The 20,799-nt window shown below is 63.7% G+C and carries 17 protein-coding genes; 8 read left to right on the top strand and 9 right to left on the bottom strand.

Annotated features, from left to right (window positions below; genetic code table 11):
- Positions 1 to 135: 135 nt before the first annotated feature.
- Positions 136 to 1,155, top strand: a complete 1,020-nt coding sequence (locus LMTR3_RS24175) for an LLM class flavin-dependent oxidoreductase (protein WP_065747505.1) — start codon at positions 136 to 138, stop codon at positions 1,153 to 1,155.
- Between the two features lie 149 nt (positions 1,156 to 1,304).
- Here LMTR3_RS24175 and LMTR3_RS24170 read toward each other — a convergent pair whose 3' ends face one another.
- Together LMTR3_RS24170 and LMTR3_RS24165 are read right to left on the bottom strand one after the other, a co-directional pair.
- On the bottom strand, positions 1,305 to 2,165 hold the full coding sequence (locus LMTR3_RS24170; RefSeq protein ID WP_065747504.1) for a prephenate dehydratase: 861 nt from the start codon (positions 2,163 to 2,165) through the stop codon (positions 1,305 to 1,307).
- Positions 2,166 to 2,198: 33 nt separating this feature from the next.
- The gene (locus tag LMTR3_RS24165; protein WP_065747503.1) at positions 2,199 to 2,939 is read right to left on the bottom strand and encodes a 3-deoxy-manno-octulosonate cytidylyltransferase; all 741 of its coding nucleotides are present in this window, start codon (positions 2,937 to 2,939) and stop codon (positions 2,199 to 2,201) included.
- 200 nt (positions 2,940 to 3,139) lie between these two features.
- Between LMTR3_RS24165 and LMTR3_RS24160 the strand changes: the two genes are divergently transcribed.
- The 6 genes from LMTR3_RS24160 to LMTR3_RS24135 all read left to right on the top strand — a co-directional run bounded on the left by LMTR3_RS24160 (position 3,140) and on the right by LMTR3_RS24135 (position 11,681).
- Positions 3,140 to 3,691 (top strand): c-type cytochrome, encoded by a 552-nt coding sequence (locus LMTR3_RS24160; RefSeq protein ID WP_065747502.1) that lies wholly within the window; start codon positions 3,140 to 3,142, stop codon positions 3,689 to 3,691.
- Positions 3,692 to 3,972: 281 nt separating this feature from the next.
- Complete coding sequence (locus LMTR3_RS24155; protein ID WP_065747501.1) at positions 3,973 to 5,874, top strand: extracellular solute-binding protein; 1,902 nt, start codon at positions 3,973 to 3,975, stop codon at positions 5,872 to 5,874.
- Positions 5,875 to 5,885: 11 nt separating this feature from the next.
- The gene (locus LMTR3_RS24150; protein WP_065747834.1) at positions 5,886 to 7,754 is read left to right on the top strand and encodes an extracellular solute-binding protein; all 1,869 of its coding nucleotides are present in this window, start codon (positions 5,886 to 5,888) and stop codon (positions 7,752 to 7,754) included.
- Between the two features lie 3 nt (positions 7,755 to 7,757).
- On the top strand, positions 7,758 to 8,867 hold the full coding sequence (locus tag LMTR3_RS24145; protein WP_065747500.1) for a microcin C ABC transporter permease YejB: 1,110 nt from the start codon (positions 7,758 to 7,760) through the stop codon (positions 8,865 to 8,867).
- Positions 8,867 to 10,045 (top strand): ABC transporter permease, encoded by a 1,179-nt coding sequence (locus LMTR3_RS24140; protein ID WP_065747499.1) that lies wholly within the window; start codon positions 8,867 to 8,869, stop codon positions 10,043 to 10,045. The genes LMTR3_RS24145 and LMTR3_RS24140 overlap by 1 nt, the downstream gene beginning before the upstream one ends.
- Before the next feature lie 10 nt (positions 10,046 to 10,055).
- Positions 10,056 to 11,681, top strand: coding sequence for an ABC transporter ATP-binding protein (locus LMTR3_RS24135; RefSeq protein WP_065747498.1), 1,626 nt, complete (start codon positions 10,056 to 10,058; stop codon positions 11,679 to 11,681).
- A 106-nt stretch (positions 11,682 to 11,787) separates the two neighbouring features.
- Here the strand turns inward: LMTR3_RS24135 and LMTR3_RS24130 are convergent, their stop codons facing one another.
- Together LMTR3_RS24130 and LMTR3_RS24125 are read right to left on the bottom strand one after the other, a co-directional pair.
- Positions 11,788 to 12,630 carry a C40 family peptidase gene (locus LMTR3_RS24130; protein ID WP_065747497.1) on the bottom strand — a complete coding sequence of 281 codons (843 nt, stop codon included), beginning with the start codon at positions 12,628 to 12,630 and terminating at the stop codon, positions 11,788 to 11,790.
- Positions 12,623 to 14,005, bottom strand: a complete 1,383-nt coding sequence (locus tag LMTR3_RS24125; RefSeq protein ID WP_065747496.1) for a leucyl aminopeptidase family protein — start codon at positions 14,003 to 14,005, stop codon at positions 12,623 to 12,625. Before LMTR3_RS24125 ends, LMTR3_RS24130 begins: the two co-directional genes overlap by 8 nt.
- A gap of 129 nt (positions 14,006 to 14,134) precedes the next feature.
- On the opposite strand from LMTR3_RS24125, the gene LMTR3_RS24120 reads away from it, so the two are divergent.
- Positions 14,135 to 14,971, top strand: a complete 837-nt coding sequence (locus LMTR3_RS24120; protein WP_065747495.1) for a tetratricopeptide repeat protein — start codon at positions 14,135 to 14,137, stop codon at positions 14,969 to 14,971.
- A gap of 347 nt (positions 14,972 to 15,318) precedes the next feature.
- Here LMTR3_RS24120 and LMTR3_RS24115 read toward each other — a convergent pair whose 3' ends face one another.
- From LMTR3_RS24115 to LMTR3_RS24095, 5 genes are read right to left on the bottom strand one after another with little or no spacing between them, the layout of a single operon-like run.
- Positions 15,319 to 16,293 carry a type II secretion system F family protein gene (locus tag LMTR3_RS24115; RefSeq protein WP_065747494.1) on the bottom strand — a complete coding sequence of 325 codons (975 nt, stop codon included), beginning with the start codon at positions 16,291 to 16,293 and terminating at the stop codon, positions 15,319 to 15,321.
- A gap of 10 nt (positions 16,294 to 16,303) precedes the next feature.
- Entirely contained in the window at positions 16,304 to 17,281 is a 978-nt protein-coding gene (locus tag LMTR3_RS24110) for a type II secretion system F family protein (RefSeq protein WP_065747833.1), read from the bottom strand.
- Between the two features lie 7 nt (positions 17,282 to 17,288).
- Complete coding sequence (locus tag LMTR3_RS24105) at positions 17,289 to 18,755, bottom strand: TadA family conjugal transfer-associated ATPase (RefSeq protein WP_084029787.1); 1,467 nt, start codon at positions 18,753 to 18,755, stop codon at positions 17,289 to 17,291.
- Positions 18,756 to 18,777: 22 nt separating this feature from the next.
- On the bottom strand, positions 18,778 to 20,046 hold the full coding sequence (locus LMTR3_RS24100) for a CpaE/TadZ family protein (RefSeq protein ID WP_065747492.1): 1,269 nt from the start codon (positions 20,044 to 20,046) through the stop codon (positions 18,778 to 18,780).
- Positions 20,043 to 20,792, bottom strand: a complete 750-nt coding sequence (locus tag LMTR3_RS24095; RefSeq protein ID WP_065747491.1) for a CpaD family pilus assembly protein — start codon at positions 20,790 to 20,792, stop codon at positions 20,043 to 20,045. The genes LMTR3_RS24100 and LMTR3_RS24095 overlap by 4 nt, the downstream gene beginning before the upstream one ends.
- Positions 20,793 to 20,799: the final 7 nt, after the last annotated feature.

Raw genomic sequence — 20,799 nt, 5'->3', positions numbered from 1 at the left:
AGTATAATTTTCCGAATTTGTCACATTTTGTCCCACTTCAGTGCTGCGATGTGGCGCTCCTTTCCCCACAAGCGCGGGCCTGCTCTGCGCCGGCCAGGCCTTTGTCGGCTTCGCTTGTCGCATTAGCTTAACGCCATGATCCCGCTTTCCGTCCTCGACCTCTCCGTCGTCACCACAGGCACAAGACCCGCCGCCGCGCTGCAGAACAGCATTGATCTCGCGCGTCATGTCGATGGGCTCGGCTACGTCCGCTACTGGCTCGCCGAGCACCACAATCTGGCGTCGGTGGCGAGCCCCGCGCCTGATTTGATGATCGGGCAGATCGCCGCGGTGACCAAAAACATCCGCGTCGGCTCCGGCGGCGTGATGCTGCCCAACCATGCGCCGCTGGTGGTGGCCGAGCGCTTCAAGATGCTGGAGGCGCTGTTTCCCGGTCGCATCGATCTCGGCCTCGGCCGCGCACCCGGCACCGATGGGGCGACCGCGCATGCGCTGCGCAGCCGGCTCGACCGCCGCGAGGGCGACGACTTTCTCGAACGGCTGAGCGAACTGGTGTTGTGGGAGACCCGCGGCTTTCCGGCCGGCCACCCCTACAACAATGTGGTGGCGATGCCGGACGACACGCCGCTGCCGCCGATCTGGCTGCTCGGCTCCTCCGATTACAGTTCGGAATTGGCGGCGCAAGTCGGCATGGGCTTCGCGTTCGCGCACCATTTTGCTTCATACGACGCGATTGCAGCGATGACGAACTACCGCAGCCACTTCAAGTCGTCCGGCTGGCGGGAAACCCCACACGGCATTCTCGCCGTTGCGGCGGTCGCCGCCGAGACCGATGCGGAGGCTGAGAAGCTCGCCTCCTCGATGGACCTCAACCGCCTGCGCCGCGATCGCGGGCAATACCTGCCATTGCCCAGCGTCGAGGAAGCGCTGGCCTATGACTACACCGACGCCGAGCGCGCCTCGGTCATGCGCAACCGTTCGCGCCTGTTTGTCGGCAGCCCCGCAACCATCATGGCGAAGCTGCAGCCGATGATTACGGCAAGCCAGCCGGACGAGCTGATGGTCATCACCGCGGTGTACGACCACGATGCGCGGAAGAAGTCGTATAGTCTCTTGGCTGAGGCTTTTGGGCTGGCGAAGAAAGTCGCCGCGTAAAGACTCTCCGTTCCCCGGACGCAGCGCAGCGCGCCGCCCTTTTGCGGCGTGGTGCGCTGCAGAGCCGGGGCCCAGCGTCCGTGGCAAGATAGGTCCCGGCTCTGCGGAGCAGCGTTGCACGCTGCGCCGCGTCCGGGACACGAGAGAGGCTAATCAAGCTTCTCGCTAAACGTCGCGCGGAAAGGGTGGGCCGGGTAGACGCCGACGATGCGGAATTCGCGCGAGAAGAATTTCAGTTCCTCCAGCGCAAAGGCGAGACCCTTGTCGTCGGGATGGCCGTCGACGTCGGCATAGAACTGGGTGGCGAAGAAATTGCCGTCGACCATGTAGCTTTCGAGCTTGGTCATATTGACGCCGTTGGTGGCAAAGCCGCCGAGCGCCTTGTAGAGTGCGGCGGGCAGGTTGCGCACCCGGAAAACAAAAGTGGTGACCAGCGGGCCCGAGGCTTGTTTCGCCCAGTTGGCCTCGCGCGCCAGCACCACGAAGCGCGTGGTGTTGTGCGCTTCGTCCTCGACGTCCTCGGCGAGAATATCGAGGCCGTAGATCTGTGCCGCCAAGCGGGATGCGATCGCGGCCACGCTTCTGTCGTTGCGTTCGGAAACATCGCGCGCGCTGCCGGCGGTGTCGGCCGCGACGATCGGCTTGATGCCGAGCTTGCGGATGATGCGGCGGCATTGGCCGAGCGCATGGACGTGGCTCTCCACCGTCTTGATGTCCGCGAGCTTTGTCCCCTTCGGGGCCATCAATTGATGGCGGATCGGCAAGAACCATTCGCCCACGATGAACAGACCGGACGCCGGCAGCAAATGATGGATGTCGGCGACGCGCCCCGCCACCGAATTCTCGATCGGGATCATGCCGAGATCGGCCTCGCCCGAGGCGATCGCCGACAGCGCGTCCTCGAAGGTCGCGCAGGGCAACGGCTCGGCGTCCGGATAGGCCTCGACGATGGCGATATGGGAATTGGCGCCAGGCTCGCCCTGGAATGCGATTTTGAGCTTTTTGGTCATGTTGTCTTTCCTGGCGGGCCTTTTAGCAGCCGATCAGGCCTTGGCTAGTATGTTGCGGGCGGTTTCGAGGTCGGCCGGGGTATCGACGCCGCGCGGCACGCTATCGACGATGGTGATGTCGATCCGCATCCCGGCTTCCAGCGCTCGGAGCTGTTCGAGCTTTTCCTGCTGCTCCAGCGGGGAGGGGGGCAAGGCCACGAACCGCTGCAGCGCGGCGCGGCGGTAAGCATAGAGGCCGATATGGTGGTAGCGCGGACCGTCACCGTGAGGCGCGGTGGCGCGGGTGAAATACAGTGCACGCAGCCGGTTTGGGCCGATCGGCGAGCCGACCGCCTTCACCACGCTCGGCGCCCGGTCTTCCTCCTCGGTGTGGATCTGCGAGGCCAGCGTCGCGATGTCGACCGCGGGGTCGTCGAGCGGCGGCAGCGCGGCGCGGATGGTGTCCGGCATGATCGTAGGGAAATCGCCCTGCAAATTGACCACGATCTCAGCCTTGCCGGCCGGGTCGAGCGCCAGCATGGCCTCGTGGATGCGGTCGGAGCCGGAAGCGTGGGAGGCACCGGTCATCACCGCCTCGCCGCCGGCAGCCCGCACCGCGTCGGCGATCTCCGGCGTGTCGGTCGCAACCGCGACCCGGCCGATTTTGGCTTCTTCCGCCCGCCGCAGCACGTGCACGATCATCGGCAGGCCGGCGATATCCAGCAGCGGCTTGCCCGGTAGCCGGGTCGCCGCCATCCGGGCGGGAATCAGCACCAAAATACGGGAATCGGTCATCGTCTGAAGGCCCGGCGGGATAGCTGGTTTTGATGGGGATGGGACGAAATTCGGCGCGTTTATACGGGTTGCCAGAGCCCGGGCAAACCGATATCTCAACCCCTGCTGAGGGTGCGGCGCGAAAGGCTGATTCCTCACGCCCACCCGCGGCCGTTCTGCCGGCCTTCAGTCGACCATTCCGGCCTGGAGCCTGATCCGTTATGGACTCCTTCGAACTCAACAAGATTCTCGGTGCCGTCCTTGGCACCTGCATTCTTCTTCTGGTGACGAGCTTTGCCGCCCAGGCGATTTTTGCGCCCGCGAAACCGGAAAAGCCGGGCTTCGAGATCGCCGTGAAGGAAGACACCTCTCACGGTGCAGCCAAGGAAGCCGCCGCGCCGTCCGAGCCGATCGAGAAGCTTTTGCAGACCGCGTCCGTCGAGAAGGGCACCGCCGCCGCCAAGAAGTGCGCCGCCTGCCACACGTTCGAAAAGGGCGGCCCCAACCGCGTCGGGCCCAATTTGTACGGCGTCTTGAACGAGCCGAAGGGCCAGGGACGCGGCGGGTTCAACTTCTCGGCCGCCTTGAAGGGCAAGGGCGGCACCTGGACCTATGAGGACCTCAACAAGTTCCTCGCCAACCCCAAGGCCTTCGTTCCGGGCACGGCAATGGGCTTTGCCGGTATTCCGAAGGACAGCGAGCGCGCCGACGTGATCGCCTATCTGCGCAGTCTCTCGGAAAACCCGGCTCCGCTTCCGACAGCGGCGAATTGATATTTCGTCAGTCCTGCAGGGACTTCGATGGCGGCCAGGCATTGCCTGGCCGTTTCGCTATGCGGGATCGCATCGTTGTTGTCGGAGTTGTTACCGGGACTATTCGCCGCAGCGGCGGTGTTCCCAAGCTGCTATCATGAGGAAAAAGCAACGTAATTCGTCGAACCCTTGCCTTATATTGGGTCCTCACTAACTCCGCCCCGTGTTTGCGCGGTTCGCGTCTGGGGCCGCCGCGGACTTCGACAGAACGGATACCGGCGTCAGCAACAGGAATTCTGCACTTGGCAATTACCCGACGACATCTTCTCCAGGGCGGCGCGGTTGCTGCCCTGGCCCCTGCGCTGGGACTTACCCCGGGCACCCCTGCAATTTCGGTCGCGCACGCACAATCCGGCGCGGGCGAACCAGCCTTTCGACATGCTCTGTCGCTGTTCGGCGAAATCAAATATCCGGCAGACTTCAAGCGCTTCGACTATGTCAATCCGGAGGCCCCGAAGGGCGGCACCGTACGTCAGATCCAGATCGGTACGTTTGACAACTTCAACCTAGTGGTTGCCGGCGTCAAAGGCTCGCTCGCAGGCGGCGTTCAGTTGATTTACGAATCTCTCATGACGCAGTCGCTGGACGAGGTTTCGACCGAGTACGGCGAACTGGCCGAAGCCGTCAGCCACCCCGAGGATTTCTCCTGGGTGACCTATCGCCTCCGGCGAGAGGCGAAATGGCATGACGGGAATCCCGTCACGCCCGACGACGTGATCTTCTCCCTTAATGCGTTCAAGCAACATCATCCGCAGTATTCGGCCTATTATCGCCATGTGGTGAAAGCTGAAAAGGTCGGTGATCGCAACATAAAATTCAGCTTCGACGCGCCCGGCAACCGCGAACTCCCGCTGATCGTCGGACAACTCACGATCTTGCCGAAGCATTGGTGGGAGGGCACCGACAGCGAGGGTCGCAAGCGTGATATCGGTGCGACGACGCTAGAGAGGCCGCTGGGCTCGGGTGCCTATCGCATCAAGGAGTTTGTCCCAGGCAGGACGATAACGTTGGAGCGGGTGAACGACCATTGGGGGCGCGATTCCAGCACCAATGTCGGCCGCAACAATTTCGATGAGCTGCGTCTGGAATACTTCCGGGACTCGACGGTCGCGCTCGAGGCGTTCAAGGGCGACCAGGTCGATTGGCGAACCGAAAACAGCGCGAAGAACTGGGCGACGGCCTACGACTTTCCGGCCGTCAATGACAAGCGCGTGCTACTGGAGGAGTTTCCGAACCGCAGTTCTGGAATCATGCAGGCGTTCGCGCTGAATGTCCGGCGTGACCAGTTCAAGGATCCGCGGGTGCGTCGCGCGCTGAATTTTGCGTTCGACTTCGAGGAAATGAACAAGCAGATCTTCTTCGGTCAGTACAAGCGCATCAGCAGCTATTTCGACGGCACCGAACTGGCATCAAGCGGCCTGCCGCAAGGCACGGAGTTGGAAATACTCGAGGCCGTCCGCGCGGAAGTGCCGCCCGAAGTGTTCACCAAGCCCTATACCAATCCGGTCGGCGGCAGTCCCGAGGCGGTTCGCGAAAATCTTCGTGAGGCGCTGCGCCTGCTCAAGGAAGCCGGCTATGAGGTGCGCGAGCGCAAGCTGGTCGACAGCAAGACGGGAGCGCCATTTACGCTCGAATTGCTTGGTGCAGACCCAACCTTCGAACGGGTCATGCTGTTTTTCAAACCTTCTTTGGAGCGGCTAGGTATCAATGTAAGCGTGCGCACGATCGATCCGACACAGTATGAAAACCGGCTCCGTAGCTGGGATTTCGATGTAGTCGTCTCCTCTTGGGCGGAATCGTTGTCACCCGGAAATGAACAGCGCGAGTATTGGAGTTCGCAGGCGGCGGACATGGCAGGTTCGCGCAACATCATCGGCATCAAGAATCCCGCGGTCGACAAATTGATCGAGCGGCTGATCTATGCCAAGGGCCGGGAAGATCTTGTTGCGGCGACGAGGGCGCTCGATCGTGTGCTGCTCTGGAATCACTATGTCGTGCCGCAGTGGAATTATCCCAAGGTCCGCACCGCGCGTTGGGATCGCTTCGGCAGGCCGTCCGAATTGCCGAAGTACGGCTTGTCGGGCTTCCCATCGCTATGGTGGTACGATGCCGACAAGGCAGCCAAGATCGGCAGGCGCAGTTGAAGGAATCGCGCATGGCGCTAATCACCCGTCGGCACGCGCTCGGCCTCGGCATCGGTACGCTCTGCGCCAGCCGATTTCGCACCGCCGCTGCCGACAATGGCGGCGCCGAGATGCACGGCATGTCGGTGTTCGGCGACCTGAAATACCCGGCTGACTTCAAGCATCTCGACTACGTGAATCCGCAAGCGCCGAAAGGCGGGGTGTTTTCCTCGATCCCGTCGACCCGCGCCTACAATCAATCCTTCCATACGTTCAATTCCTTCAACGCCTTCATCCTCAAGGGCGAAGGCGCGAAGGGCATGGAGCTGACCTTTGCGGCGCTGATGGCGCGTGCGACCGACGAGCCCGACGCGGTGTACGGCCTTGCCGCCAAGTCGGTTTGGATTTCGCCCGACAAGCTGACCTACCGCTTCACGATGCGCCCTGAGGCACGGTTTCATGACGGCTCGAAATTGACTGCGCATGATGTCGCCTTCTCGCTGAACACACTGAAGGAAAAGGGCCATCCGCTGATCATGGTGCAACTCCGCGACTTCGTGAAGGCGGAGGCGGAGGACGACGAGAAGGTGACCGTCACCTTTGCGCCGAACCGTGCGCGTGACGTCCCACTCTATGTTGCGGGCCTGCCGATCTTCTCCAAGGCCTATTACGCGACGCGTCCGTTCGAGGAGTCGACCACGGACATTCCGCTCGGCTCGGGGCCGTACAAGGTCGGGCGATACGAGATAAACCGCTACGTCGAATTTGACCGGGTCAAGGATTGGTGGGCGGCCGATCTTCCCGTCAACCGCGGCAGTTACAATTTCGACACAGTGCGTTACGAGTTCTATCGCGACCGCGATGTGGCGTTCGAAGGCTTTACCGGCAAGAATTACCTCTATCGCGAGGAGTTCACCGCGCGCATCTGGGCGACGCGTTACGACTTTCCGGCGATCAAGGACGGCCGCGTCAAGCGCGAGACCCTGCCGGATGAACTGCCGTCGGGCGGGCAGGGCTGGTTCTTCAACACCCGTCGCGACAAGTTCAAAGACCCCAAGGTGCGCGAAGCGATCATCCATGCGTTCGATTTCGAATGGACCAACAAGACGGTGATGTACGGCGCCTATGCGCGCACGGCCTCTCCGTTCCAGAATTCAGACATGGTGGCGACCGGACTGCCCTCGCCGGAAGAGCTGAAGCTGCTCGAGCCATTCCGCGGACAGGTGCCGGACGATGTGTTCGGCGAGCCGTTCGTGCCACCGGTGTCGGACGGATCGGGCCAGGACCGAAAGCTGCTGCGCAAGGCGCAGCAATTGCTGCAGGAGGCAAAACTCCCCGTCAAAGATGGCAAGCGGCTGTTGCCGAACGGCGAGGTCTTTACGATTGAATTCCTGCTCGACGAGCCGTCGTTTCAGCCGCACCATGCGCCCTTCATCAAGAATCTCGGCCAGCTCGGCATTGAGGCCAGCATCCGGTTGATCGACGCCGTGCAGTATCGCGCGCGGGTCGAGTCCTTCGACTTCGATATGACGGTGATGCGCCTCAGCATGTCGCCGACGCCTGGCGACAGCTTGCGGCCGTACTTCACGTCGCACGCCGCCGCCACCAAGGGATCGTACAATTTGGCGGGCGTGGCGAACCCCGCGATCGACGCGCTGGTCGACAAGGCCATCGGCGCTGAAACGCGTGCCGATCTGACGATCGCCTGCCGCGCGCTCGACCGCGTGTTCCGCGCCGGCCGCTACTGGGTGCCGCAATGGTATCGCACCAATCATCCGATCGCCTATTGGGACGTGTTCGCGCATCCGGAAAAGCCGGCGCGCTACACGCAAGGCACCGGTGCGCCGGAGAACTGGTGGTATGACGCCGCCAAGGCTGCCAAGCTCGAGCAGGCGAAATAATACATGACCGCCTATATCGCCCGTCGCATTCTCCTGATGATACCGACCTTGCTCGGCATCCTGTTCGTATCTTTCGTGGTTGTGCAGTTTGCCCCCGGCGGCCCGGTCGAGCGCGTCCTGGCGCAGCTATCTGGCGCCGATACTGGTGGCTCCTCCCGCGTGTCGGGCTCCTCCGGCGGCGATTTCGGTTCGCGGCCCCAGGTCGGCGCGGCGGCGGACGCCGTCAATTCAAAATACCGCGGCGCGCAGGGACTGGATCCCGATTTCATCAAGAAGCTGGAAGCGCAGTTCGGGTTCGACAAGCCGGCGCATGAACGCTTTCTGCTGATGGTGTGGAATTTCGCGCGCTTCGATTTCGGCAAGAGCTATTTCCGCGACGTCAGCGTGATCCAGCTCGTCAAGGAAAAGCTGCCGGTCTCGATGTCGCTCGGGATATGGATGACGCTGCTCACCTATCTGATCTCGATCCCGCTCGGTATCCGCAAGGCCGTGCAGGACGGAACGAAGTTCGATACCTGGACCTCGGGGGTGATCATTATCGGCTTCGCAATCCCGGGATTTCTGTTCGCGATCCTGCTGATTATCTTGTTCGCCGGCGGCTCCTTCTTCAACATCTTCCCGTTGCGCGGACTGACTTCGGACGGCTGGTCGCAATTCCCCTGGTACTGGAAGATCATCGACTATTTCTGGCACCTCACGCTGCCGCTGATCTCGATGGCGCTCGGGGCGTTTGCCACCATGACGCTGCTGACCAAGAACTCGTTCCTCGACGAGATCCGCAAGCAGTATGTGATGACCGCGCGCGCCAAGGGCTGCGGCGAGCGGCAGGTGCTGTACGGTCACATCTTTCGCAATGCGATGCTGATCGTGATCGCGGGCTTCCCGAGCGCGTTCATTGGCGCCTTCTTCTCCGGCTCGCTCCTGATCGAGACCATCTTCTCGCTCGACGGCCTTGGTCTGCTCGGATTCGAGAGCGTGCTGAATCGCGACTATCCCGTGGTGTTCGGCACGCTGTTTATCTTTTCGCTGGTCGGCCTCCTGATCAATCTGATCTCGGATCTCACTTACATGTGGATCGACCCGCGGATCGATTTCGAGGCTCGCGAGGTCTGATGACGATCACCGCACGCCAACCGGTTGAGACCTCGACGCAGTCGCCGCTCGGCGCGGCGGTTCCGGTCGTAAGCCATGTTTTTGCGCCTTCGCCGCTCAACCGCCGCCGCTGGCAGAACTTCAAGGCCAACCGGCGCGGCTATTGGTCGTTCTGGATCTTCACGATCCTGTTCGTGGTTTCGCTGTTCGCCGAACTGATCGCCAACGACCGGCCCTTCCTGATCAAGTATGACGGCCATCTCTACTGGCCGGCGTTCGTCAGCTATTCCGAAACTACCTTCGGCGGCGACTTCGAGACCGCCGCGGACTATCGCGACCCGTACCTGCAGAAGCAGATCGCGGCCAAGGGCGGCACCATCGTCTGGCCGCTGATCCGTTATTCCTACGCCACCCACAACCTCGACCTGCCGACGCCGGCGCCGTCCCCGCCAACCTGGATGTTGACGGAAGCGCAATGCAAGGAGGTCGTGCAGAGGAAGGGTCTCACGGGCTGCAGCGACCTCGAATACAACTGGCTCGGCACCGATGATCAAGGTCGGGACGTGGTCGCCCGCCTGATCTATGGTTTTCGCATCTCGGTGCTGTTTGGGCTGACGCTCACCATTATCTCCTCGATCATCGGCATCGCCGCCGGCGGTGTGCAGGGCTATTTCGGCGGCTGGATCGATCTCTCCTTCCAGCGGTTCATCGAGGTCTGGACTGCGATCCCCTCGCTCTATCTGCTTCTGATCATCTCAGCGGTGTTGCCGCCGGGCTTCTTCGTCCTGCTCGGCATCCTCCTGCTGTTCTCCTGGGTGTCGCTGGTGGGCCTGGTGCGCGCCGAATTCCTGCGCGGGCGCAATTTTGAGTATATCCAGGCGGCCCGCGCGCTCGGCGTCTCCAACGCCGTTATCATGTTCCGCCATCTGCTGCCGAACGCGATGGTGGCGACCATGACATTCCTGCCGTTCATCGTGTCGTCATCGGTGATGACACTGACGGCGCTCGACTTCCTCGGCTTCGGCCTGCCGCCCGGCTCGCCGTCGCTCGGCGAATTGCTGGCGCAGGGCAAGGCCAATGTGCAGGCGCCGTGGCTCGGCTTCACCGGCTTCTTCTCGGTCGCGATCATGCTGTCGCTGCTGATCTTCATCGGCGAAGCCGCGCGCGACGCCTTCGATCCACGCAAGACGTTCCGGTAAGGGCTCGCGCATGGACGCCATCAACCAGCCTCTGCTCGATGTCCGCGACCTCTCGGTGGCGTTCGGCGATACGCTTGCGGTCGATCGTGTCTCGTTCTCCGTCAAGCGCGGTGAATGCGTGGCGCTGGTCGGTGAATCCGGCTCCGGCAAATCCGTCAGTGCATTGTCGATCCTGAGACTGCTGCCTTATCCGAGCGCCTCGCATCCCTCAGGCCACATCCGCTTCCGTGGCAGCGATCTCTTGCGCGCGTCGGAAAACGAGATGCGCAAGATCCGCGGCAACGACATCTCGATCATTTTCCAGGAGCCGATGACCTCGCTCAATCCGCTGCACACGATCGAGGCGCAGATCGGCGAGATTCTTTCCCTGCACAACGGCATCGGCGGGCAGATGGCGCGGGCGCGCACGCTCGAGCTCTTGACGCAGGTCGGCATTCCCGATCCCGAAACCAGGTTGAAGAGCTATCCGCACCAATTGTCCGGCGGCCAGCGCCAGCGCGTCATGATCGCGATGGCGCTCGCCAACGAGCCGGACCTTCTGATCGCGGACGAGCCGACCACCGCGCTTGACGTCACGGTGCAGGCCCAGATCCTGGCGCTGCTCGCGGAGATCAGGTCCCGGCTCGGCATGAGCATGCTGTTCATCACCCATGACCTCGGCATCGTCCGCCGCATCGCCGACGTGGTCTGCGTCATGAATTCGGGCAAGATCGTCGAGCAAGGGCCGGTCGAACAGGTTTTCACCGCGCCGAAGCACGCCTATACCCGCGCGCTGCTCGCGGCCGAGCCCAAGCCCGATCCGGCGCCGCCGCGGCCCAACGAGCCGGTGGTGATGTCGGCCGACAATCTCAAGGTCTGGTTTCCGATCAAGCGCGGGCTGTTGCGCTCGACCGTCGGCCACATCAAGGCTGTGGATGGCGTCAGCGTCGCGGTCCGCAAGGGCGAGACGCTCGGCGTCGTCGGCGAATCCGGCTCGGGCAAGACCACACTGGGTCTCGCGCTGCTCCGGCTGATTTCCTCCGACGGCCCAATCGTGTTCCTCGGCAACAACATCCAGGGCCTGCGCTTCAAGGCCATGCTGCCGCACCGTCGCGACATGCAGATCGTGTTTCAGGATCCGTTCGGCGCACTCAGCCCGCGCATGTCGGTCGGCGATATCGTCGCCGAAGGCCTGAGCGTGCATCAGAGGTCGCTGTCGCGTGAAGAGCGCGAGGCGCGCGTCGTCAAGGCGCTCACAGACGTCGGTCTCGATCCGGCGACGCGATTCCGCTATCCGCATGAATTTTCCGGTGGCCAGCGCCAGCGTATCTCGATTGCGCGCGCGGTGGTGCTGGAGCCGAATTTTGTCGTGCTGGACGAGCCGACCAGCGCGCTCGACATGCTGTTCCAGGCGCAGATGGTCGACCTGCTGCGCGAGCTGCAGCGCAAGCGCGATCTGACCTACATGTTCATCTCGCACGATTTGCGCGTCGTGGCCTCGCTGGCCAGCCATCTGATCGTGATGCGTCACGGCAAGGTGGTGGAGGAGGGGCCGGCCGCGGAGCTGTTCAAAAACCCGAAGAGCGACTACACCCGCGCCCTGTTCGCTGCCGCGTTCCGGATCGAGGCGGTTCCGGGCGGTGCGGCCGCGACCTGACCGTCATTCCGGGGCGCGCGCAGCGCGAACCCGGAATCCAGAGATAACCTGAGCGAGATTCCGGGTTCACGCGCGTACGCGCGTGCCCCGGAATGACGGTGCGAGGCTACAGCCGCTTGATCGCGGTCACCTCGCTGCCGACGGCCTTGATCCGTGCAATAGCCTCCTGCGTGCTCTCCACCACCGTCGCCATGTGGTGCGCGTTGGCATGCACGATGCTGTCGGCGTCGCGAACGATCGCGACGTGGCCCTGCCAGAAGATCAGATCGCCGCGCTGCAGCTTCGTCATCTCGGCGGGACTCAATGCCCGGCCGAGGCCTCCCTCCTGCATGTCGCTATCGCGCGGGCAGCCGGTGCCGGCGGCGTTCAGCGATACCTGGACGAGGCCGGAACAATCGATACCGAGCGAGCTCTTGCCGCCCCAAAGATAGGGCGTGCCGATGAAGCGTTCGGCAACCGCGACGAAATCCTTTTCCACCGCGTCGAGGCTGCCGAGATGATGGCGCGGCAGATACCAGCCTTCGCTTGTAATGGCGAACGCGCCGTCTTCGCGCATGACCGTCACCCTTGTTCCCGTCGTCAGCGTCTCGACCGGCGGCAGCTTGATCGAGGGGCCCGGAAACGCGAAGGTCCTCAGCGCCGTGACCTTGTGCGTCGGTGCGGCCGCAGGCTTTGCCAGCGCGGCATCCGGAATCCAGCCGACATAGCCGTCGCTCGCGAGTTGGCCCCACGCAAATCCTTCGCCATTGCGGTCGTAGATCGTGATGCGTTCGCCCTTCAGCGCCTGCGTCAGCATCATGGCGCCCGCGGCAGGTCGCTCCCACAGCGGCGCGATCGCCTCACACACGCAAAATTCCTCGCCGGACACATAGCGGGCGGCCTTTACCTTACCTTCGAGATATTTCGCGGCGATTTCGGGCCGTGCCGGCGTCAGGCGCGGATCATGCATAGCGTTCGCTCAACAGTTTGTAGATCGCGCGTGCGGCCTGGCATTCGCCGCCTTCGGGACGCGCGGGTTTTGCGGAAGGCGTCCAGCCGTAGATATCGACATGCAGCCAGCTTTTGGCATCGGTGACGAAGCGCTGCAGGAACAAGGCGCAGGTGATCGAGCCGGCAAAGCCGCCCGACGGCGCGTTGTTGATGTCGGCGACCTTCGAATCCAGCCACGAATCATAGGGTGGCCACAGCGGCATTCGCCACAATGGATCGTTCTCCCGTTTCGCATGCGCTGCGACGCTTTCGGCGAGCGTCTCATCATGGGTGTAAAAGGGCGGCAAATCCGGTCCAAGCGCCACCCGCGCTGCGCCGGTCAGTGTGCCCAAGTCAATCAACAGATCCGGTTTGTCTTCGTCCGCCAAGGCCAGCGCATCTGCCAACACCAACCGTCCCTCGGCATCGGTATTGCCGATCTCCACGTTAGGTCCCTTGCGCGACTTGAAGATGTCGAGCGGACGGAAGGCGTTTCCGGCGACTGCGTTCTCGACCGCGGGGATCAGGACGCGCAGGCGGACCTTCAGCTTTGCGTCCATCACCATCTGCGCCAGCGCCAGCACATTGGCGGCGCCGCCCATGTCCTTTTTCATGATCAGCATGCCGCTGGACGGCTTTAGGTCGAGCCCGCCGGTATCGAAGCAGACGCCCTTGCCGACCAGCGTCACTTTGGGAGCGGTGGGATCGCCCCAGCTCAGGTCGATCAGGCGCGGGGCACGCGCCGAGGCCATGCCGACCGCGTGGATCAGCGGAAAGTTCTGCTGCACGAGGTCGTCGCCGACGATGCAGTCGAAGCTGGCGCCGAAACGCGCCGCCAATACCTTCGCGGCTTCCGCCAGTTGCTCCGGCCCCATGTCGTTCGACGGCGTATTGATCAGGTCGCGCGCCAGCGCCACCCCTTCCGCCATCCGCGCGATGTCGGCGATATCGACGCCGTCGGGCGGCACCAGCCGGACCTCGGGCTGTTCGGCTTTGCGGTAGCGGCCGAAGCGGTAGCTCCCCAGGGCAAAGGCGAGCGTCGCCAGGCGTAGATCGTGCGGCGCGTTGGCGAAACGATAGACGCCCGGCGGCAACAGGCCAGGCAGCGCGCCGGGACGGAACAGGTCGCGCGACTTGGCGGTCTCTTCATCAAGTCCGAACACGACCTGCGCGATCTTCCCGTCGGGCGCCGGCAGCGTCAGGCACTTGCCGGGCTTGGCGGTAAAATCATTGGCGAGCGCAAACTGCCGGGCCGGATCGGGAAGGTCTTTGGCGATCGCGCTCCAGGTGGTTTTGGTGGCGAACGTGATCGGAATGGCGGGGGCGATGGGCGCAGTCTCGAACGGCGATTGCATGCATGTCTCGCGGAGAATGGGGCGTGTCTGGCTGGCATAGCACGGCCAATTAACCGGCCGTTAGGGTTAACAGTCTATTGCCTTCTGGTACGGCTCTATTTGTCCGCCATTCCCGTGAGTTGGAGTGCCATGCGTCGATCGTCCAGCTACGCCGGATCTCTTGCCCGGTTCCTGACCTCAGCCGCGGTAACCGCGGTTTTGGCCGCGGGCCTTGGCGGCTGCAAGACCATGTCCGATGTCACGGGATCGCTGGGTTCGTCCTCATCGAAGGCTGACGCCGCTCCCGAAGATCCGCGCCGCGCGGCCGAGGTCTATGGCGAGCGCTACCGCGCCAATCCCAAGGATGCCGAGGCGGCTCTGGGGTATGGCCAGGCGCTCCGCGCCACCGGCCAGCGGGCACAGGCCGCTGCCGTGCTCGAACAGGCCACGATCGCCCATCCCGGCAATAAGACGCTGCTCGCTGCTTACGGCCGCGCGCTCGCCGACAACGGCAATTCGCAGGCTGCTTTCGACGTGCTCAGCCGCGCCCACACCCCCGCCAATCCCGACTGGCGCATCCTTTCGGTGCAGGGCACCACGCTCGACAAGATGGGCAAGCACGAAGAGGCCCGCCGCTATTACGCGAGCGCGCTGAAGATCGTGCCGGAAGAGCCCTCGGTGCTGTCCAATCTCGGCCTCTCCTACATGCTGACGCGGGAACTGCCGCAAGCCGAGGAAACGCTGCGGCGCGCCTATTCCAATCCGCGTGCCGACGCCAGGGTGCGGCAGAACCTCGCGCTCGTCGTCGGCCTGCAGGGCCGTTTCGCCGAAGCCGAGGCCATCGCCAAGGGCGATCTGCCCGCCGACGAGGCCGCCGCCAACGTGGCTTACCTGCGGGAAATGCTGAGCCGCAAGGACAAGGACCATTCGCGTCCCCCCGGCAACAAGGCGACAGTCCCCGTCGCCGCCCTCAAGCGGCCGGACTGAGCATCACAGCGGTCACCCGCCGTAAGCCGTGATCGCCGCGCGAAAGCACTGATTGTCCATCCGCGGCTCAACGAATACTGCTCACCAGCTTTAGCCACTCATGAGGGCGGAGTTTCGGTACCTGCCTGCATGGGCCCCGGATCTGCAGCGCACCGCCATAGCGCGTTGAAGACGCGCGTAAACGCGCTCTTGGAGCTGCGCAGCGTCCGGGGAACAGAGGCTGCCTCCAGGTCGCAAAAGCTCTCGCGTCCCGGACGCGGCGCGGCACGCAGTGACGCGACGCAGAGCCGGTACCTACGACCACCGGACATGGGCCCGGGGAAGCGCCGGCCCGCCGCGCCGCGGCCTCACGGCAACGCCTGAAGCTTGATGTAGGCCGGTCCGAGAATGACGATGAACAGACATGGCAGGAAGAACACGATCATCGGCACGGTCAGCTTCGGCGGCAGCGCCGCCGCCTTCTTCTCGGCCTCGGTCATGCGCATGTCGCGGTTTTCCTGCGCCATCACGCGCAGGCTCTGGCCGAGCGGGGTGCCGTAGCGTTCCGACTGCATCAGCGCGAGACAGACCGATTTCACGCCCTCCAGGCCGGTGCGCTTGGCGAGATTCTCGTAGGCCACCTTGCGGTCCTGCAGGTAGGACAATTCCGCCGTGGTCAGCGCGAATTCCTCCGACAGCGCGATCGATTGCGACGTGATCTCGGCGGAGACCTTGCGGAAGGCGACTTCGACCGACATGCCGGACTCGATGCAGATCAGCAGGAGGTCGAGCGCGTCGGGAAAGGCGCGCTTGATGGAGAGCTGTCGCTTGGTGATGGCGTTCTTCAGGAACAGCATCGGCGCCTGCAGCCCGAGATAGGCGGCGCCGATGCAGATGCCGAGCTTGACCGTCAACGACTGGTCCAGGTTGGTGATCACGAACACGTAGAGGGCCGCGCCGAGAAACAGCACGATCGGCGTCACCGCGCGGGCAAACAGGAAGGTGACGTAGGGCGCGTGGCCGCGGTAGCCGGCCATGATCAGCTTGTCGCGCGCGGCTTCCTGCGCCAGCCATTTGGTCAGGTTCAGGTCTTCCACGACCTTGGAAACGATTTGCTTCGGAGTCTGGCGCAGCGATACCTTTTCCGATTTGTTGAGGCGTTCGCGCTCGCGCTGGCGGAGCCGTTCGCGCTCGCTGGCCACCGCCTTCATGCGCTTGGCAAGGCCTTCGCCGGCGAACAGCGGCATGATCAGCGTATAGGCGGTCGCACTCGCCGCGATGGCGGCAAGCAGCATGGTCATGAACCGCGCGTCGTGCATCTTGGCGATCAGAAACTCAATCATAGGTGCACCGTCAGAAGTCGAAGTTGATCATTTTCTTCATCACCAGGACGCCCATCGTCATCCAGGCGGCGCAGCATACCAGCATGAACTGGCCGAGGTGGGTGGTCCAAAGCAGCGCGATGTAGCCGGGCGTCGAGATCCACACCAGGACCATCACGGCCGGCGGCAACGAGCCGATGATGCCGGCGGAGGCCTTGGCTTCCATGGACATCGCCTGAATCTTCTCCGCCATCTTCTTGCGATCGCGCAGAACCTTGGAGAGGTTGCCGAGTGCTTCCGACAGGTTACCGCCGGACTTCTGCTGGATCGCGACCACGATGCCGAAGAAGTTCGCCTCCGGCAACGGCATCCGCTCATACAGCCGCGCGCAGGCGTCGCCGAGCGGCATGCCGATGGTTTGGGTTTCGATGATGGCGTTGAACTCGCTCTTGAGCGGCTCCGGCGAGTCGGCGGCGACCACCTTGATCGATTCGAACAGCGGCAGACCGGCCTTGATGCCCCGCACGATGACGTCGACGGCGTCGGGAAGCGCTTTCAGAAACGCCTTCTCGCGCCGCTTCTTGAGGTAGCTCAAGAGCCAGCGCGGCAGGCCGAGGCCGGTGCCGAATGCCATCACGGCGGCGCCCAACAGCGAGCCGCCGACGAAGAATGCGAGCACGAAGCCCACCACCGCGAGGATGCCGGAAACGATCCAGAATTTCTGAGGCGTCCAGGATCCCAGGCCGGCCTGGGCGAGGCGGGTCGAAAGCGGAACGGACTTTTCCTTCTTGCGCCGGGCGTCGAGCTCCTTGAGCGATCCCTCGACCTGCTCGCGGCGCGAGCGCTGGCTTTTCTCGGCCTGCCGCGCCGGCGCATCGGAACGGGCAATCGAGGCGCGGCGCGACTCGGCCTTCTTCTCGCCCGACAGCATCGGATAGATGAATACCCATGCCACACCGCCGATGGCGGTGGCGGCAAGAAACGCCAGTGCGAGCGCTTGCATGCTCATCGCTTCCTCATGTCTGGTCGGCGACTTCGGCGGCATCGAGCGCCGCCGCAAGCCGCTTCTCTTCGTTGTAGTATCGCGCGCGGTCCCAGAACTTCGGACGGCCGATGCCGGTCGAGCGGTGCCGCCCGATGATCTTGCCGTTCGCGTCTTCGCCGAGCAATTCGTAGACGAACAGGTCCTGGGTGATGATGGTGTCGCCTTCCATGCCCATCACCTCGGTGATGTGGGTGATGCGGCGCGAGCCGTCGCGAAGGCGCGCGGCCTGCACGATGACGTCGATCGAGGCGCAGATCATCTCGCGGATGGTGCGCGAGGGCAGCGAGAAGCCGCCCATCGTGATCATCGATTCGCAGCGTGACATGGCTTCGCGCGGGTTGTTGGCGTGCAGCGTTCCCATCGAGCCGTCGTGGCCGGTGTTCATCGCCTGCAGGAGGTCGAACGCCTCGGGTCCGCGGACTTCGCCGACGATGATGCGTTCGGGACGCATACGCAGGCAATTGCGGACCAGTTCGCGCATGGTGACCTGGCCTTCGCCCTCGATGTTGGGCGGACGGGTTTCCAGCCGCACCACGTGAGGCTGCTGCAGTTGAAGTTCGGCGGCGTCTTCGCAGGTGATGACGCGCTCGTCATGCTCGATGAACTGGGTCAGGCAGTTCAGCAGCGTGGTCTTGCCGGAGCCGGTGCCGCCCGAGATCAGCACGTTGCAGCGGACACGGCCGATGATTTGCAGGATCGTCGCGCCTTCCGGTGATATCGCGCCGAACTTGACCAGTTGATCGAGCGTCAGCTTGTCTTTCTTGAACTTACGAATGGTGAGGGCAGGCCCGTCGATCGCCAGCGGCGGAACGATGGCATTGACGCGGGAGCCGTCGGCGAGGCGGGCGTCGCAGATCGGAGAGGATTCGTCGACGCGCCGGCCGACCTGGCTGACGATGCGCTGGCAGATGTTGAGGAGCTGCTGGTTGTCGCGGAAGCGGATGCCGGTCTTCTGGATCTTGCCGGCGACTTCGATGAACACCGTACCGGCGCCGTTGACCATGATGTCGGCGATGTCGTCGCGCGACAATAGCGGCTCGAGCGGGCCGTAGCCGAGCACGTCGTTGCAGATGTCGTCGAGCAGCTCTTCCTGCTCGGCGATCGACATCACGATGTTCTTGATCGCGATGATCTCGTTGACGATGTCGCGGATTTCCTCGCGCGCGGACTCGCCGTCGAGCTTGGCGAGTTGGGCAAGATCGATCGCCTCGATCAGCGCGCCGAAGATGGTCGCCTTGACCTGGTAGTAGTTGTCGGAGCGCCGCGCCTCCATGGTGGCCGCAGGCTGCTGCTTTGCGGGGGCGAGCGGCGGCGAAGCCACCGCCGGCGCCGCGATCTCGCGCGGCGCGGCTGGGGCGCTGGAGACCGGCTCCGGCGCCTGAATGGCGGGCTTGAGTACCCGCGTATCACTATCATTTCCGCTACGCTTACCGAACACGATGGCACTCCACGCGGGCTGTTTACTTCTTGGCCCGCAACTTCTCGATCAAAGGCGACAGCAACGAACTCTTCTTCTTGGTCTCGCCGCGGCCGGTGAGCCGTTGCGCAATCTGCAGGAACATCTCGGTGGTGCGATGAGTTGCGGAGATCTCCGCAATCATCTGGCCGTTGTTGGCAGCCGCGCCGAAGATTTGCGGCTCGAACGGGATCGTGGCGATCGGGTGGTTTTCGATCGCCTTGGCGAACTCGGCGGCGGGGATCTCCGGCCGCTTCGGGATGCCGACCTGATTGAGGCAGTAGAGCGGCGCACGATCGTTCGGCCGCGATGCCTTCAGGAGGTCGAAGATATTCTTGGTGTTGCGCAGGTTGGCGAGATCAGGCGCGGCCACGATCAGGATGTCGTCGGCCGCGATCAAGGCGCGCTTGGTCCATCCGGACCATTGATGGGGAACGTCGAGCACGATGCAGGGCATCGTGGTGCGAAGCGTGTCGAAGATCGAATCGAATGCTTCCGCGCCGAAATCGTAGACCCGGTCGAGCGTTGCCGGCGCTGCCAGCAGGCTGAGATGGTCCGTGCATTTCGACAGCAGGCGGTCGAGGAACGCGGTATCGACCCGGTCGGGCGAGAATACCGCATCCGCGATACCCTGCGGCGGGTCCTGATTGTAGTCGAGGCCGGCGGTGCCGAAAGCGAGGTCGAGATCGGCGACCACGGAATCCAGCGACAGGTCGCGCGCGATCGCCCAGGCGACGTTATGGGCGACGGTGGACGCACCGACGCCGCCCTTGGCTCCGACGACGGCGATGATGCGGCCGACGGCCTTGGCTTCCGGCGAGGAGAACAGGTTGCAGACCGAGCGCACGACGTCGATGGCGCTGACCGGCGCGATCACGTAATCGCTGACGCCGCGGCGGACCAGTTCGCGATAGAGCATGACGTCGTTGATGCGCCCGATCACGATCACGCGTGTTCCGGCGTCGCAGACAGCGGCGAGCTGGTCGAGGCCGACGAGAATGTCGTTGCGGCCCTCGGCCTCCAGGATGATGACGTTCGGGGTCGGGGCCGAGCGGTAGGCCTCGATGGCCGCCGCCATGCCGCCCATCTGGATCTTGAGGTGAGCCTTGCCGAGTCGGCGGTCTTCGCCCGCCGACTGCACGGCGGCCGCGGTTTCCACCGTCTCGCAGAACGCTTGCACCGACACCCGCGGCGCCGGTGCGATGTGGTCCTCGGTCGATGGCGCCGTGATTTCCGGCTGCGGTTCTGTGTTCTGGCGCGAGTAAGTGATCATTTGCCGGTATCGCTGAGTTTGGCCCTGTCGGCCTCGGGATAGGTCGTCGCGGTGGTCATGCCCTTGCGATATTTGTCGAAGGCTATGCCACGGCGAGGCGTATAGGCTGGGGTTTCGGAACGCGGCTGCACGAGGTCGGATGGGTTATCGACCATCGCCGCCAGATTGCGCTGGTTGGAGCAGCCGAAATTGTAATAGGGCTTGTTTTCGAAATAGCCCTTGTTGTGGATCGACGGTCCGAGATCCTCCGGCCACAATCCGCACGGGCCGGCCACCGCCGAGATCTTGGGATAGTTGAGGCGGATCGCGGCCATGTGCCTGGGGTCCTCAGGGCGATACTGCCGGACATTGACCGCGCGCGGCGGCACGCCGGCGGCGGAGAAGGTCGCCTGGATCTCGCGCAAGGAATCCTCGGCCGCCCGTGCGTTCGGGGTATTGACGGGCAGGTCGACGCTGATGACGCCGGTGCCTTCGCGAAGCCAGTCCTGGGCCAGGCCCATGACGTCGGCGCGCTGCGAGGCGGACAAGCCGCCGCGTCCGCGACCGACGAAAACCACGACCGAGCGGTCGGCTTCCTGGACCGCGATTGGATGGCGCTGGCGGTAATCGTCGGGCACGCCAGCCGTCGTCACGGGATCGACGACGGTATGCTTGCAGGCGCCGAGCGCCACGGAAACACCGATCAGCGCTGCGGTCAGGCGGAGCGCGCGCTTGCGATCGGCGGGTTTTGTGCTCTGTGCTGTCATCGTCCCG

This window comes from Bradyrhizobium sp. LMTR 3 (genome assembly GCF_001693485.1).
GTDB lineage: Bacteria > Pseudomonadota > Alphaproteobacteria > Rhizobiales > Xanthobacteraceae > Bradyrhizobium.
This window is presented reverse-complemented; position numbering and strand designations above follow the sequence as displayed.